Genomic DNA, 15,242 nt, shown 5'->3' with positions numbered 1-15,242 from the left:
AGTGTGGTTGGTCTGCCCGCACACCCCGTTCGGCGGGCAGGCCGCTATGCCTGGAGGTTCCCGCCGTGCCCTCGCCCGCCACTCTGCTCCCGTTGGCAGCGACCACCACCGACGACGCCGCCGAGAGCGTGACCAATGCCGCGAGCTTCATCGAGGAGAACTGGGCCACCTGGCTGAGCATCGGCCTGCGCATCCTGCTGATCGTGGTGATAGCGGCGGCGCTGCGGTCCGTGGTCCGCAAGGCGCTGACCAAGCTCATAAGCCGGATGAACAGCAGCGCCGAGGCCGTGGAGGGTACGGCGCTCGGCGGGCTCCTCGTCAACGCGGAGCGGCGCCGGCAGCGCTCGGAGGCCATCGGTTCGGTCCTGCGGTCGGTGGCCTCGTTCCTGATCCTGGGCACGGCCGCGCTGATGGTGTTGGCCGCGCTGAAGATCGACCTGGCCCCGCTGCTGGCGAGTGCCGGTGTGGCCGGTGTGGCGATCGGTTTCGGCGCCCGCAACCTGGTGACGGACTTCCTCTCCGGCGTGTTCATGATCATGGAGGACCAGTACGGCGTCGGTGACAAGATCGACGCCGGGGTGGCCTCCGGCGAGGTGATCGAGGTCGGGCTGCGCGTGACGAAGCTGCGCGGCGACAACGGGGAGATCTGGTACGTCCGCAACGGCGAGATCAAGCGGATCGGCAACCTCAGCCAGGGCTGGGCGACGGCGGCCGTGGACGTGCAGGTCAAGCCGACGGAGAACCTCGCGCACATCCGTGAGGTGGTCCAGGAGGTCGCCGACTCGCTGGCGAAGGAGTCCCCGTGGGACGAGCGCCTGTGGGGTCCGGTGGAGGTGCTGGGCCTGGACGAGGTGCTGCTGGCGTCCATGACGGTCGCGGTCTCGGCGAAGACCATGCCGGGTCAGCAGTTCTCCGTCGAGCGCGAGCTGCGGTGGCGCATCAAGGAGGCCTTCGACGCGGCAGGCATCAAGATCATCGGCGGCCTGCCGGTCGCCGGCGAGGCGGAGGAGGCCGCGGACCCGTCGGCGGCCGTCGCCGCGCCCTCCGCCCTGTCGAACCCGACCTCGCCGCAGTCCCTGGCGACCGCCCCGATCCCGCCGCAGTCGGGCTCGGGCTCCGGCGCCGGTTCCGGCTCGCCCAGGATCACCAAGTAGTCCCCGCACCCCCTCACGTCCGGGCGCGCGCGCCCGCCGCGCCCCTCCGCCGCCCCGCCGGGTCCCGTTTCCGGCGGGGCAGCGGCATTGACAGGGCTCCGGACCCAATAGGAAACTTACCTAACAGTTCACCTCGCCGAGGAGAGACCGCGCCATGCCCGCCGCCACGCCCGGAACGCCCAGCCTGCTGCGCGCCATGAACGACCGCGCCGCCCTGGAGCTGCTGCTGACGCACGGCCCGCTGTCCCGGACCCGGATCGGGCAGCTGACCGGCCTGTCCAAGCCGACCGCCTCGCAGCTGCTGGCCCGGCTGGAGAGCGCCGGACTGGTCGTGGCCACCGGCACCGACGGCGGCCGCCCCGGACCCAGCGCCCAGCTCTACGCCCTCAACCCCCGGGCCGCCCACGTCGGCGGACTCGACGTCACCCCGGAACGGGTGCTCGCCGCGGTGGCCGACCTGACGGGCACGGTGACGGGTGCCTTCGAACTCCCCTACACCGAGGGCGCCGGCGCCGTGGAACAGGTCACCCGGGCCCTCGACGGCGCCGTCCGCGCCGCCGGGATCGGCCTCGACGACCTGCACCGGCTGGTCATCGCCACCCCGGGCGCCTTCGACCCGCAGACCGGCCAGTTGCGGTACGCCAGCCACCTGCCCGGCTGGCACTCCCCCACCCTGCTCGACGAGCTGGCGGCCGCGCTGCCGGTGCCCGTCGAGTACGAGAACGACGTCAACCTCGCCGCCGTCGCCGAACAGCGGCTCGGAGCGGCCCGCGGCCACCAGGACTTCGTCCTGCTGTGGAACGAGGAGGGCCTCGGCGCCGCCCTGGTCCTGGGCGGCAGGCTGCACCGCGGCTGGACCGGCGGCGCGGGCGAGGTCGGCTTCCTGCCCGTGTCCGGGCACCCCCTCGTCCGCCAGGTCACCCGGGCCAACACCGGCGGCTACCAGGAGCTGGCCGGCGTACAGGTACTGCCCCGGCTCGCCACCGAGCTCGGCATCGACACCCCCGCGCCGCCCGCGCCGGACGCCCCGCACGGGCCGCAGGTCGCCGTCGGCGTCGCCCTGCTGGAACGGGCCGCCGCCGCGCCCGACGGGGCGAACCTCGACTTCCTGCGGTCGTACGCCACCGTCCTCGCGACCGGTCTGGCCTCGCTGGTCGCCGTACTGGACCCGGAGATCGTCGTGCTCTCCGGGGCCGTGATCACCGCGGGCGGCGACCCGCTGCGCACGTTGCTGGAGACCGAGCTGGCGGAGCTGGCGCCCTCCCGGCCCCGGCTCGTCACCGGCGAGGTCCGCGAGCGGCCCGTCCTGCGGGGCGCCCTGGAGAGCGCCCTGGCCGCCGCCCGCGAGGAAGTGTTCGACACCTCCCGCTAGGGCCTGCCCCGTTCGTCCCGTCCCCTTCGACCCCGACACCTCCCTCGGCACCCCGCACCGGAAGTTCCTCCCGCAGAGAGCGAGCCCCGCCATGCCCAGAACCGGACGCCTCACCACGGCCGCGGCCACCATGGCCGCCATATCCGTACTCGCCACCGCCTGCGCCGGGCAGAGCGGCACCGCGGCCGCCGACGATCCGAAGGCTGACGTCACCCTCGCCTTCTGGCACGGCTGGTCCGCGCCCGCCGAGGTCGAGGCGATCCAGGAGAACATCACCCGGTTCGAGAAGGCCCACCCGAACATCAAGGTCAAGGCCACCGGCAACATGACCGACGACAAGGTCAACCAGGCCCTGCGGGCGGGCGGGGACAAGGCCCCCGACGTGGTCTCCTCCTTCACCACCGACAGCGTCGGGAAGTTCTGCAACTCCGGCGCCTTCGTCGACCTCAACCCCTTCCTCGCGAAGTCCGGGGTCGACAAGGCGACGGTGTTCCCCAAGACCCTGCTGGAGTACACGCAGTTCAAGGGCAACCAGTGCACGCTGCCCCTGCTGAACGACTCCTACGGCCTCGTCTACAACAAGACCGCCTTCGCGGCGGCCGGCATCACCGAAGCGCCGCGCACCTGGAGCGAGTTCACCGAGGTCGCGCGGAAACTGACCAAGCCGAGCGGGGACTCGTACGAACAGGTCGGCCTGATGCCGACCTTCCACGGCTACGAGACCACCCCCATGCGACTGGCCGCCCAGTGGAGCCCCACCTACTTCGGCCCCGACGGGAAGTCGAACCTGGCCGGCGACCCCGCCTTCGCGAAGATGCTGACCGCGCAGAAGGGCCTGGTGGCCGAGCTCGGCGGCTACGAGAAGCTGGAGAAGTTCCGCGCCGGCTTCGGCGACGAGTGGAGCGCCGAGCACCCCTTCCACCGGGGCCGGGTCGCCATGCAGATCGACGGCGAGTGGCGGCCCGCCATGGCGAAGGCCGCCGGGGTCCCGTTCGAGATCGGCACCGCCCCGCTGCCCGTGCCCGACGATCAGCTCGCCGACTACGGCAAGGGCTACGTATCCGGCACGATCATGGGCATCTCGGCGGCGAGCCGGAAGCAGAACGCCGCCTGGGAGCTGGTGCGGTACATGACCACCGACACCGCGGCGGTGGTCGCCTTCGCCAACGCCATCCACAACGTGCCGTCCACGCTCGCCGCCCTGAACTCCCCGGACCTCAAGGTGACCCCCGAGTTCAAGACCTTCATCGACATCGCCCGACACCCGAAGTCGAACACCACTCCGGCCCAGGCCGACGGCGGCACCTACCAACTGACCCTCCAGGACTTCGCGTACGCGGTCGAGAAGGGCGACGTCCCCGACATCCCCGCCGGGCTGGCCGCCACCGACCGGCAGATCGACACGGACATCGCGAAGGCCCAGTAGGACCGATGCCCGACACCCACGCCCCCGCGGGCCCGCACGCGCGCGCCCTGAAGGCCAGGCACCGGCGGTCCCGGCTGCGGACCCTCGCCTTCATGTCCCCCTGGCTGATCGGCTTCTCGGTCTTCTTCGCCTACCCGCTGCTGTCCACCGTCTACTTCTCCTTCACCTCCTACGACGGCTTCCGACCGCCCGTCTTCAACGGACTGGCCAACTGGAGCTACGTCTTCACGGACTATCCGCTGTTCTGGCCGGCCATGCGCAACACGCTCTGGCTGGTGGTGGTGATGGTGAGCTGCCGGGTCGTCTTCGGCCTCGGCGTCGGCCTGCTCGTCACGAGGATCAAGACCGGCGCCGGACTCTTCCGGACCCTGTTCCACCTGCCCTACCTGGCGCCGCCGGTGGCCGCGACGCTCGCCTTCGTCTTCCTCCTCAACCCCGGCACCGGACCTGTCAACACCCTGCTGGAGTCGGTGGGGCTGCCCGCGCCCGGCTGGTTCACCGACGCCGACTGGTCCAAGCCCGCCCTCACGGCGCTCGCGCTGTGGGGGGTCGGCGACCTGATGGTCATCTTCATGGCCGCGCTGCTCGACGTACCGAAGGAGCAGTACGAGGCCGCCGAGCTCGACGGCGCCGGCGCCCTGGCCCGGTTCCGGCACATCACCCTGCCGAACATCTCGCCGATCATCCTGTTCGCGGTGGTCACCGGGGTCATCCAGGCGATGCAGTACTACACGCAGCCGCTGGTCGCCGGGAAGGCGGCCGCCGGGGTCATCGGCGGCTCGGGACAGCAGTTCGAGCCGGGCTATCCCGACAAGTCCACGCTGACCCTCCCCCAGGTGGTCTACAACGTCGGCTTCCAGCGCTTCGACTACGGCACCGCCTGCGTCGTCGCCCTGGTGCTGTTCGCCCTCTCCATGGCCTGCACCGCGCTCCTCATGCGGCGCCGTGGCGGACTGATCGGAGCAGGTGAATGAGTACGCCCGGCCTCACGCGCCGCCGGACGCCCGACCCGGCCTCCGGCCCGACGCCCGACCCCCGGCCCCACCGGACGCCCGACCCCGCGCCCGGCCGCCGGGCGCGTCGCAGGGCCGTCCTGCACTGGGTCGCCGTGCACAGTCTGGGCGTGGCCGCCGCCCTGTTCTTCGTCCTCCCCTTCGTCTTCCTGCTCCTCACCTCCCTGATGAGCGACCAGCAGGCGCTGACCCGCGACCTGTGGCCGCGCACCTGGGAATGGGACAACTACCTCACCGTCTGGAACACCCCCGGCTTCCTCACCTGGTGGCGCAACACCCTGCTCTACGCGGGCCTCGGCACCCTGCTGACCGTGGTGTCCTCGGTGCCCGTCGCGTACGCCCTCGCCAAGTTCCGCTTCCGCGGCCGGCGGCTGTCCCTGCTGCTGGTGATCGCCATGATGATGCTGCCGCCGCAGGTGGTGGTCATCCCGATGTACCTGTTCTGGGCGAAGCAGTTGGACCTGTCCGGCACCCTGTGGCCGCTTATCATCCCGATGGCCTTCGGCGACGCCTTCTCCATCTTCCTGCTGCGCCAGTTCCTGCTGACCATCCCCGACGAGTACCTCGACGCGGCCCGCGTCGACGGCTGCGGCGAACTGCGCACCCTGCTGCGCGTCGTCCTGCCCATGGCCAAGCCGGGCATCGCTGCGGTCGCCCTGTTCCAGTTCTTCGCCGCCTGGAACGACTACTTCGGCCCGCAGATCTACGCCTCCGACAACCCGGCCGCCTGGACCCTCAGTTACGGCCTGGAGTCCTTCAAGGGCGCGCACCACACCAATTGGAACCTCACCATGGCGGCGACCGTGCTCGTCATGGCACCGGTGATCGTCCTCTTCTTCTTCGCCCAGAAGGCGTTCGTCGAAGGCGTCACCCTGACCGGAGTGAAAGGCTGACGACCATGAAACTCGCAGTGGTGGGCGGCGGTTCCACCTACACCCCCGAACTGATCGACGGGTTCGCAAGGCTGCGCGACGGCCTGCCCGTCGAGGAACTGGTGCTGATCGACCCCGCCGTCGAACGGCTGGAGCTGATCGGCGGCCTGGCCCGCAGGATCTTCGCCCGACAGGGACACCCGGCCACCGTGACGACCACCTCCGACCTGGACGCGGGCGTCGCCGGCGCCGACGCCGTGCTGATCCAGCTGCGGATCGGCGGGCAGGCCGCCCGGCTCCAGGACGAGACCTGGCCGCTGGAGTGCGGCTGCGTCGGACAGGAGACCACCGGCGCGGGCGGCCTCGCCAAGGCCCTGCGGACCGTCCCGGTGGTGCTGGACATCGCCGAGCGCGTCCGGCGGGCCGCCCCCGACGCCTGGATCATCGACTTCACCAACCCCGTCGGCATCGTCACCCGCGCCCTGCTCCGGGCCGGGCACAAGGCGGTGGGGCTGTGCAACGTCGCCATCGGCTTCCAACGCAAGTTCGCCAAGCTGCTGGACCTCTCCCCCGCCGAGGTACACCTCGACCACGTCGGACTCAACCACCTGACCTGGGAGATGGGCGTCCGCAAGGGCGGCCCGGGGGGCGAGGACCTGCTGCCGGGGCTGCTCGCCGCGCACGGTGACGCCATCGCCGCCGACCTGCACCTGCCGCGCGCGGTACTGGACCGGCTCGGCGTGGTCCCCTCGTACTACCTGCGCTACTTCTACGCCCACGACGAGGTGGTCCGGGAGCTGGGCGAGAAGCCCTCGCGGGCCGCGGAGGTCGCCGCGATGGAGAAGCAACTGCTCGGCCTGTACGCGGACCCCGCGCTCGACGAGAAGCCCGAACTGCTCGCCAAGCGGGGCGGCGCCTTCTACTCGGAGGCCGCCGTGGACCTGGCCGCCGCCCTGCTGGGCGACGGCGGCAGCGCCGGCGCCGGCGCCCTCCAAGTGGTGAACACCCTCAACAACGGCACCCTGCCGTTCCTCCCGGACGACGCGGTCATCGAGGTGCAGGCCCGGGTGGACCGCTCCGGGCCGACGCCGCTGGCCGTGCCCCGGCCGGACCCGCTGTACGCCGGTCTGGTCTCCCACGTCACGGCGTACGAGGACCTCGCACTGGACGCCGCCCTGCGCGGCGGGCGCGAGCGGGTGTTCAAGGCGCTCCTCGCACACCCCCTCGTCGGGCAGTTCGACCTCGCGGAAGGACTGACCGACCGGCTTCTGGCCCACAACAAGGAGCACCTGCCATGGGCGTGACGCCCGCCGGCGCGGCCGTGCTCGCCGTCGACGCCGGCAACAGCAAGACCGACGTCGCCCTGATCGGCGCCGACGGCAGCGTCCTCGGCACCGGCCGGTCCGGGGGCTTCCAGCCGCCCCGGGTCGGCGTCGAGGCGGCCGTGGACGTCCTCGGGCAGGCCGTCGCGGAGGCCGCGGAGGCCGCCGGGCTGCCCCGACTGCGGCCGGGGGCCCCGTACGCCGCCCAGGTCTCCGCGTGCCTGGCCAACGCGGACCTGCCCGTGGAGGAACGCCGGCTGGCCGACGCCGTCAGCGCGCGCGGCTGGGGCGCGGCGACCGAGGTGCGCAACGACACCTTCGCGATCCTGCGGGCGGGGCTCCCCGCCGGGGACGCGCCGCGCGGGGTCGCGGTGGTCTGCGGGGCGGGCATCAACTGCGTCGGCATGCTGCCCGACGGGCGCACCGCCCGGTTCCCGGCGGTCGGGATGATCTCCGGTGACTGGGGCGGCGGGGGCGGGCTCGCGGAGGAGGCCCTGTGGTGGGCGGCGCGCGCCGAGGACGGGCGCGGCGGGCCGACGGAGCTGGCGGTGGCGCTGCCGGGACACTTCGGGCTCGGCTCCATGTACGAGTTGATCGAGGCGCTGCACCTGGGTTCCCTCGCCCGACGGCGGGTGCACGAGCTGGTGCCGGTGCTGTTCGCGGTGGCCGCCGCGGGCGATCCGGTGGCCTCCTCCCTCGTGGAACGGCAGGCCGACGAGGTGGTGGCGATGGCGTCGGTGGCGCTGGAGCGGCTCGGCCTGCTGGCGCGGGAGGTACCGGTACTGCTGGGCGGCAGCGTGCTCGCGGCCGGGCATCCGCAGCTCAACGACAGGATCGGGGAGCTGTTGGCGCGGCGGGCCCCGCTCGCGCGGATCTCGGTGGTGGCCGCGCCGCCGGTGCTGGGCGCCGGACTGCTGGGGCTCGACGCACTGGGGGCGCCCCCCGGGGCCCACGAGAAGCTCCGTGCCCATTTCGGGTGAACCCGCCCGGGGAGGCGGCGGGTCTGGAACCGTGGGGGCCGTCCCGACGTATTGACGGTGAAGGGGTGGCGGGGGGCGGCAGGGGCGACACGGGGGGCGTCCCCCGGGTCGGCCGCGGGTACGGATCACCCAAGATCGAGCACCGGGTGCTGTGGTCGGCCGCCGCTAAGGCCATACTGCTCCGGAGCAAAGGGACCAAGGGGGAGGTCACGGTGGCCATCACGACACGCGCGCCCGCGCCCGGGGGCGGCACCTCCGGTGCGCCGCCCCGGCCTGCCGCGGGCCCGCCCGCCCCTCCGGGAAGGGGCACCGCCTGGGCGGAGGGCGTCGAGCGGCTGCGCGCCGCGGCGACCACCGAACCCGGTCGGCTGCGGATCATCGGGGCCGTACTCGCCGCGCTGATCGTGCTGTTCGGCGCGGTCGCCGTGTGGGAGGTGTCGGACCGGGTCGCCGCGGCCGAGGCCGTGGTGGGCCGCAGCCAGCCGCTCAGCGCGGACGCGGCGAACATCTACCGCTCCCTCGCGGACGCCGACACGGCCTCCTCCAGCGGGTTCCTCGCGGGAGCCCAGGAGCCCCGGGAGGTCCGTCAGCGGTACGAGAAGGACATCGCCAGCGCCTCCCGGCTCCTGATCAGCGCGGCGGCGAACACCGGCGCCGGCGGGGAGTCCCGCAAGGAGATAGCGCTGCTCGGCGAGCAGTTGCCCCGCTACACCGGCCTGATCGAGCAGGCGCGCGCCAACAACCGGCAGGGACTGCCCCTGGGCGGGGCCTACCTGCGCCACGCCAACGAGCAGATGAGCACGGTGCTGCTGCCCGCCGCGCAGCGGCTGTACGAGGCGGAGACCGGCCGGCTCTACACGGACCACGACGAGGCCCGCTCCTGGCCGCTGGCCGCGACGGGGATCGGGGTGCTGGCCGTCGGCGCGCTGGTGTGGGCGCAGCGGCGCAACTACCTGCGCACCCACCGGGTCTTCAACCAGGGGCTGCTGGCCGCTACCGCCGCCTCGGTGGTGGTGCTGCTGTGGCTGACGGTCGGGCAGACCGTCGCCCGTTCGGGGCTGACCGAGGCCCGGGCGGACGGGCAGGAGTCGCTGAAGGTGCTGAACGACGCGCGGATCGCCTCGCTCCAGGCGCGGGCCGGCGAGAACCTGACGCTGATCGCGCGGGGCGCCGTACTGGCCGAGGACAAGAAGTCCGACAAGTACGACGTCGACTACGCGACGAACATGCGGCAGCTCGACGAGGGGTTGGCGAAGGCCCTGCGGCTCGCCGACGACGCCAGTGGCCGCGATCCGCTCAAGAAGGCCGCGGCCGGCGTGACCGAGTGGAAGCAGCGGCACGCGGCGGCCCGGGAGTCGGACATGAAGGGCGACTACGAGTTGGCCCTGCCCCAGGTGATCGGGGACAAGAAGAGCAGTGGGGCGTCGTTCGACGTCGTGGACGCCTCCTTGGAGGAGGCCGTGGTCCACGAGCAGCAGGAGTTCACCCGGGCGGCCCGGAGCGGGCTCGGCGCGCTGGACGGGCTGGTGACGGGCTCGGCGGCCCTGGCCGTCCTGGGTGCGGTGGCCGCCCTCCTCGGCATCGGTCGCAGGCTTTCGGAGTACAGGTGAGATCGATGCGGATACGGCGGATGCGGGCGGGGCGGGACGAGGCGGCCGGGACGCCGGGGGCGTCCCCGGCACGGCGCGCGGCGGGGCGGCTGCGCGGCTGGGGCGGGGTGAGCGCGATGGCCGCCGCCTGTGCGGTGACGGCGGCGGCCGTGCTGCTGCCGCTGGCCCACGGCGCACCGGACGCCGGGCGGTCCGGTCCGGTCCGTGAGCCGGCCGCGGTGGTCGCGGCGCCCGCCGCCCCCGCCGACACCTGCCCGGACCCGGAGGCGAGCCTGCGCCCGTCCACCATGGACGGGCCGACGATCGAGCGGATCCGCAAGGCCGGCAAGCTCGTCGCGGGCGTGGACCAGAACAGCTTCAAGTGGGGCTACCGCAATCCGGACGGCCACCTCGTCGGCTTCGACATCGACCTGGTCAAGGCCATCGCCAAGGACATCCTCGGCAACGAGGACCTGGTCATCTACCGGGCGATCCCCACCAGCCAGCGGATCCCCGCCCTCCAGGAGGGCCGCGTCGATGTCGTCGTCCGGACGATGACCATCAACTGCAAGCGTCTGGAGGACGTCGCCTTCTCCACCGCCTACTTCGAGGCCGGGCAGCAGGTCCTGGCCCCCAAGGGTTCGCCCATCACCGGGTACGACGGTTCGCTGAACGGCCGCCGGATCTGCACGGCCGCCGGGTCCACGGCGGAGGCGGCCCTCAAGTCCCGGGCCTACGGCTCGGTGTCGGTCTCCGTCCCGAACCAGCTGGACTGCCTGGTGCGGCTGCAAATGGGCGAGGTCGACGGGATCATCACGGACAACGCGCTCGCCGCCGGCCAGGCCGCGCAGGACCCGTCGGTGCAACTCGTCGGCGCCCCCTTCACCCGCGAGTTCTACGGGGTGGCGATGAACAAGGACGCCTCCGACCTGGTGCGCCGGGTGAACAAGGTGCTGGAGGACTACCGGGCGGGCGGCGACAACAGCCCGTGGGCGACCTCGTACCGGGACCACTTCCAGAACGTGCTGCCGAAGGTGGCCTCGCCGCCCGCGCCCAAGTACCGGGACGGCTGAGGCCGGTGGCGGAATCGAGGCCTTACGTGAGCCTTCCGGGAACGGGGCCCGCAGTGATGGACAGGGACGACGTCGACCGTGCGCTGACACGGCTGGGCGCGGAGCACGAGGCCGTGGAGACCTCCCTGCTCGCGCTCCAGGACCACGCGGGTCGCAGGCTCCTGGAGGGGGCCGCGCTGAGCGGGATCACCCAGGAGCGGTGGGCCGTCGCCGACACCGCCATCACCCGGTTGTGGACGTACTTCGACGCCTACAGCGGGGCCCTGGCCGCCGCCCGCGCGATCCGCGAGCGGCGGCGCTGGCCGAACCGGGAGGACCTGGCGGAGCTGACCGAGCGGCTGCGCGGGCCCGGGGTGACCATCGCCGGCGCGGGGCTGGAGGGCGCAGCGCTCGCGGAGCGGTTCTCCCTGGCCGAGCTCGTGGCCCGGATGAACGAGCTCTACGCGAGCTCCCTGGACCTGGTGGTCGCGGCGGACGCGGTGTGGTCGGCGTTGCCCGCGCGGATCGACCTGCTCGCCGCCGAACTGCACCGCACCCGGTCGCTGGCGCACTCGGTGGGGGTACGGCCGGGCGAACACCCGTCGGGGGACGACCTGGAGTCGATCACCGCCGAGCTGGCGCGGCTGCGCGAGCGGGTGATCGCGGACCCGCTGGCCTTCTGGACCCCGGCGGCGGGGAGTTCCGCCCCGGGCGGGGGGCGGCCGGACACCACCCGCTACGACCGGGCGGCCCGCGCGCTGGACGACGTACGGCGGGAGGTCGAGGCGGTACTGACCGTCCGGCAGGACGCCGAGCAGCGGCTGATCGCCCTGCGGGACGTGCTCTCGCGGGCCGATCGGACGCTCTCGGAGGCGCGCAACGCCCGCATCGAGGTGCTGGCGAAGATCGCGGCGTCCGAGGTACCGGCCGTCAGCGGACCGCCGACGGCCCTGCAGGAGCAGCTCGCGGCGGCCGCGGAGTACCGCAGGCACGCGCAGTGGCACCGGCTGTCCCCGCTGCTGGACGCCCTGGAGGAACGGGCCGAGGAGGAACTCCGGCGGGCCCGTGAGTCGTTGACCGCGGTGACGGCCCCACTGGCCGTGCGGGCCGAACTGCGCGGCAGGTTGGACGCCTACAAGGCGAAGGTCGCCCGGCACGGACTGGCGGAGGATCCGCTGCTGATCGAGCGGTACGACACCGCCCGGCGGATGCTGTGGAGCGCGCCCTGCGATCTGCGGGCCGCCGAACTGGCGGTCCTGCGCTACCAGCGGGCCACCGCCGAGGCGCTGGCACCACCGCAGGAACCCGGTGCTCAAGACCCTGGTGCTCAAGGCCCTGGTAGCCAGGACCGCGGCGCACCGGGCCGGCACGACGTCCGGGAGCACCACCTGCCCGAGCAGTACCCACCCGAGCAGTACCCACCCGAGCAGCACCGGCCCGGCGGGCCGGGGAAGGAGGACGCATGAGCCTGATCGGAACGCCCTGCATGCGCCCCGGCTGCCCCGGGACGTACGAGGACATGGGTGGCGGCGAGCTGTACTGCGACACCTGCGGGCTCGCCCCGACGGGCGCGGTCGCGGCGGGCGCCGAGGAACTGGTCTCCCCGCCGACGGGCATGACCAGCGCCGCCCGGCACGGCGACTCCCGGGGCTCGGCGGGCTCGCGAGGCTCGGGCCGGTCCTCGGCCTCGGCGCGGTCCTCCCGCTCCTCCCGGTCCTCCTCGTCCCGCCGCTCGGTGTCCGGGCGGCTGTCGCGGTCCCTGCCCGGTTCCGCGTCCACCCGTTCGGTGTCGGTGCGCAGTTCCGGTTCGGCGTCCTCGGCCTCGGGGCGCGGCCGGTTGGGAGCAGGGCTGGTCAGCGTGCCGCAGGTGCCGCGTCCGGATCCGTCGGCGGCCGTACTGGAGAACCCTGAGGTCCCCGAGCGCAAGCGGTTCTGCTCGCGCTCGGACTGCGGGGCGCCGGTCGGGCGGGCCCGGGGTGAGCGGCCGGGCCGTACGGAGGGGTTCTGCACCAAGTGCGGCCACCCCTACTCGTTCGTGCCCAAGCTGCGCGCGGGTGACGTGGTGCACGGCCAGTACGAGGTGGCGGGCTGCCTCGCGCACGGCGGTCTGGGCTGGGTCTACCTGGCCGTGGACCGGGCCGTCTCCGACCGGTGGGTGGTCCTCAAGGGCCTCCTCGACACCGGGGACCAGGACGCGATGGAGGCGGCGATCTCCGAGCGGCGCTTCCTCGCGGAGATCGAGCACTCCAACATCGTGCGGATCTACAACTTCGTGGAGCACCTGGACCAGCGGACGGGTTCGCTCGACGGGTACATCGTCATGGAGTACGTGGGCGGCAAGTCGCTGAAGGAGATCGCGAACGAGCGGCGCCGGCCGGACGGCAGACGCGACCCGCTGCCCGTGGAGCAGGCCTGCGCGTACGGGATCGAGGCGCTGGAGGCCCTCGGGCACCTGCACAGCCGCAACCTCCTGTACTGCGACTTCAAGGTCGACAACGCCATCCAGCAGCAGGACCAGCTCAAGCTGATCGACATGGGCGCGGTCCGGCGGATGGACGACGACGAGTCGGCGATATACGGAACCGTGGGCTACCAGGCCCCCGAGGTGGCCGAGTTGGGTCCGTCCGTGGCCTCCGACCTGTACACGGTGGCGCGCACCCTCGCCGTGCTGACCTTCGACTTCCAGGGCTACACGAACGTGTTCGTGGACTCGCTGCCGGACCCCGAGCACATCGAGGTGTTCGGCCGGTACGAGTCGTTCTACCGGCTGCTGGTCCGGGCCACCGATCCGGATCCGGGTCGACGGTTCGCCTCGGCGCAGGAGATGGCGGACCAGCTCACCGGTGTGCTGCGGGAGGTCGTCGCGTTGCAGACGGGCCGGCCGCGGCCGCAGCTGTCGACGCTGTTCGGTCCCGAGCTGCGGGTTCCGGACACCCGGCTCTACGCGGACGGGCCGGGCGCCGTGGTGTCCCGGCTGGGTGCGCGGGAGACCACGGGACGGCCGTGGGGCCGGGGCCGCGGCGGACGGCGGGCTGCGGGTGGGACTCCGGTCCCTGTGGCCGCTCCCGTTCCGATTCCGGCCGCGTCCGGTGCCGCGGGGGCAGTCGCGGTCGTTCCTCCCTTCGGCGGCCCGGCGCCCGTGCCCGCGCAGGCCCCGCTCGGGGGCGGTGTCGCGGCGCTCGGGACCACCGCCACGCACATGGCGGGCGCTCCCGTACCCGGGGCCCGACGGGCCGGGCAGGCGCAGGAGGGCCGGTCGACGCGGGCCGGTTCGTCGGAGGTTTCCGTTCCGGTGATGGCGCCGGGGGCTGGGGCGTCCCCGGTCCGGACCGGGTTGGCGCGCCTCGACGCGCGCGACACTGCACTGGCCCTGCCCGTGCCCCTGGTCGACGCCGCCGACCCCAACGCCGGCTTCCTGACCGGACTCCTCGCCTCCGCGCCCGCCGATCTGCTGGGCGCCCTCGGCTCGGCCCCGACCGACTCCGCCGAACTGCGGCTGCGCGAGCTGCGGGCCCGGCTCGAACTGGGCGAACTCGTGGTGGCCGGCGAGGCCCTGACCGCGCTGGAGGACCGGTACCCGGACGACTGGCGCGTGGTGTGGGCCCGCGGGATCGCCTCGCTCGCCACCGGGGACGACGAGATAGCGGCACTGTCCTTCGACGCGATATACGACGCCTTCCCGGGCGAGCCCGCTCCGAAGCTGGCCCTCGGTCTGTGTGCCGAGATCCTCGGACAGTTGGACAACGCCGCCGAGTACTACCGCCTCGTCTGGACCACCGACCCGGGGTTCGTGAGCGCGGCCTTCGGGCTGGCCCGGGTGCAGTTGGCGTCCGGTGACCGGGACGGTGCGGTGCGCACGCTGGAGTCCGTACCGGAGGCCTCCATCCACTACACCGCCGCACGGGTGGCGGCCGTACGGGCACGCCTGCGCGACCGGTCCCCGCAGGAGCCCCTGTTGGCCGATCTCGTGGCGGCGTCGGGGCAGGTCGAGGCGCTGCGGCGGTTCGGGCTGGACCCGGAGCGGCAGGAGCGACTGTCGACGGAGGTTCTGGGCGTGGCCCTGGACTGGGTACTGTCGGGTAGCCGGGGCGCCGACCCCGGCCGGACCTCGCTGCTCGGCAGTCAACTGGACGAGCGGGGGCTGCGCTTCGGCCTGGAACGCTCGTACCGCGTCCTCGCCCGGCTGGCGCAGCGGGGCGAGGAGAGGATCGAACTGGTGGAACGGGCAAACCGTTTCCGTCCCCGGACGTGGGTGTGAGTGATGTCGATGCATCGGCCGTCGGGCTGCCCCAGCTGCGCGGAGCCCTTGGAGGAGGGTGACCGTTTCTGCGGGGTGTGCGGTTACGCCTTGTCCTCCCCTCCCCCGCCCCCGGACCCGGATCCGACCCTGCCGGTCGGACCCCTGCCGGCCTCGGCCCCGGCCGCGCGGCCCGCCGCCCCGGCGCACGCCCCGGCGCGCGAG

The 15,242-nt window shown here is 73.2% G+C and carries 12 protein-coding genes; all 12 read left to right on the top strand.

Features of this window, described 5'->3' with window-relative positions; genetic code table 11:
- The first annotated feature begins 92 nt into the window (after nt 1-92).
- The gene (locus tag NOD94_RS25030; RefSeq protein WP_281208347.1) at nt 93-1,154 is read left to right on the top strand and encodes a mechanosensitive ion channel family protein; all 1,062 of its coding nucleotides are present in this window, start codon (nt 93-95) and stop codon (nt 1,152-1,154) included.
- 154 nt (nt 1,155-1,308) lie between these two features.
- The gene (locus NOD94_RS25025; protein WP_281208346.1) at nt 1,309-2,526 is read left to right on the top strand and encodes an ROK family transcriptional regulator; all 1,218 of its coding nucleotides are present in this window, start codon (nt 1,309-1,311) and stop codon (nt 2,524-2,526) included.
- 91 nt (nt 2,527-2,617) lie between these two features.
- Complete coding sequence (locus NOD94_RS25020; RefSeq protein WP_281208345.1) at nt 2,618-3,952, top strand: extracellular solute-binding protein; 1,335 nt, start codon at nt 2,618-2,620, stop codon at nt 3,950-3,952.
- Nucleotides 3,953-3,957: 5 nt separating this feature from the next.
- Nucleotides 3,958-4,926: a sugar ABC transporter permease gene (locus tag NOD94_RS25015; protein WP_281208344.1), complete on the top strand. Its 969-nt coding sequence runs from the start codon at nt 3,958-3,960 to the stop codon at nt 4,924-4,926.
- Nucleotides 4,923-5,858 carry a carbohydrate ABC transporter permease gene (locus NOD94_RS25010; RefSeq protein ID WP_281208343.1) on the top strand — a complete coding sequence of 312 codons (936 nt, stop codon included), beginning with the start codon at nt 4,923-4,925 and terminating at the stop codon, nt 5,856-5,858. The genes NOD94_RS25015 and NOD94_RS25010 overlap by 4 nt, the downstream gene beginning before the upstream one ends.
- A gap of 5 nt (nt 5,859-5,863) precedes the next feature.
- Complete coding sequence (locus NOD94_RS25005) at nt 5,864-7,141, top strand: 6-phospho-beta-glucosidase (RefSeq protein WP_281208342.1); 1,278 nt, start codon at nt 5,864-5,866, stop codon at nt 7,139-7,141.
- Nucleotides 7,132-8,139, top strand: a complete 1,008-nt coding sequence (locus NOD94_RS25000; RefSeq protein ID WP_281208341.1) for a BadF/BadG/BcrA/BcrD ATPase family protein — start codon at nt 7,132-7,134, stop codon at nt 8,137-8,139. Before NOD94_RS25005 ends, NOD94_RS25000 begins: the two co-directional genes overlap by 10 nt.
- A 212-nt stretch (nt 8,140-8,351) precedes the next feature.
- Nucleotides 8,352-9,749 (top strand): hypothetical protein, encoded by a 1,398-nt coding sequence (locus NOD94_RS24995; protein WP_281208340.1) that lies wholly within the window; start codon nt 8,352-8,354, stop codon nt 9,747-9,749.
- A 116-nt stretch (nt 9,750-9,865) separates the two neighbouring features.
- A complete protein-coding gene (locus NOD94_RS24990; protein ID WP_281208365.1) occupies nt 9,866-10,801 on the top strand; it encodes a glutamate ABC transporter substrate-binding protein in 936 nt (311 codons plus the stop codon).
- 56 nt (nt 10,802-10,857) lie between these two features.
- Nucleotides 10,858-12,246 carry a hypothetical protein gene (locus tag NOD94_RS24985; protein WP_281208339.1) on the top strand — a complete coding sequence of 463 codons (1,389 nt, stop codon included), beginning with the start codon at nt 10,858-10,860 and terminating at the stop codon, nt 12,244-12,246.
- The gene (locus NOD94_RS24980; protein ID WP_281208338.1) at nt 12,243-15,038 is read left to right on the top strand and encodes a serine/threonine-protein kinase; all 2,796 of its coding nucleotides are present in this window, start codon (nt 12,243-12,245) and stop codon (nt 15,036-15,038) included. Before NOD94_RS24985 ends, NOD94_RS24980 begins: the two co-directional genes overlap by 4 nt.
- 3 nt (nt 15,039-15,041) lie before the next feature.
- Nucleotides 15,042-15,242, top strand: a 201-nt coding sequence (locus NOD94_RS24975) for a zinc-ribbon domain-containing protein (protein WP_281208337.1), incomplete at its 3' end; no start/stop codon positions are given.

Origin of the sequence: Streptomyces sp. Isolate_45 (assembly GCF_024721315.2) — a bacterium.
Classification (GTDB): Bacteria; Actinomycetota; Actinomycetes; order Streptomycetales; family Streptomycetaceae; genus Streptomyces.
This window is presented reverse-complemented; position numbering and strand designations above follow the sequence as displayed.

Bases quoted from the DNA above. Each gene is read 5' to 3' on its own strand.
- NOD94_RS25020 (WP_281208345.1), top strand. From the start codon at position 2,618: ATGCCCAGAACCGGACGCCTCACCACGGCCGCGGCCACCATGGCCGCC.
- NOD94_RS25000 (WP_281208341.1), top strand. From the start codon at position 7,132: ATGGGCGTGACGCCCGCCGGCGCGGCCGTGCTCGCCGTCGACGCCGGC.
- NOD94_RS24990 (WP_281208365.1), top strand. From the start codon at position 9,866: ATGGCCGCCGCCTGTGCGGTGACGGCGGCGGCCGTGCTGCTGCCGCTG.
- NOD94_RS24985 (WP_281208339.1), top strand. From the start codon at position 10,858: ATGGACAGGGACGACGTCGACCGTGCGCTGACACGGCTGGGCGCGGAG.
- NOD94_RS24980 (WP_281208338.1), top strand. From the start codon at position 12,243: ATGAGCCTGATCGGAACGCCCTGCATGCGCCCCGGCTGCCCCGGGACG.
- NOD94_RS25025 (WP_281208346.1), top strand. From the start codon at position 1,309: ATGCCCGCCGCCACGCCCGGAACGCCCAGCCTGCTGCGCGCCATGAAC.
- NOD94_RS25005 (WP_281208342.1), top strand. From the start codon at position 5,864: ATGAAACTCGCAGTGGTGGGCGGCGGTTCCACCTACACCCCCGAACTG.
- NOD94_RS25015 (WP_281208344.1), top strand. From the start codon at position 3,958: ATGCCCGACACCCACGCCCCCGCGGGCCCGCACGCGCGCGCCCTGAAG.
- NOD94_RS25010 (WP_281208343.1), top strand. From the start codon at position 4,923: ATGAGTACGCCCGGCCTCACGCGCCGCCGGACGCCCGACCCGGCCTCC.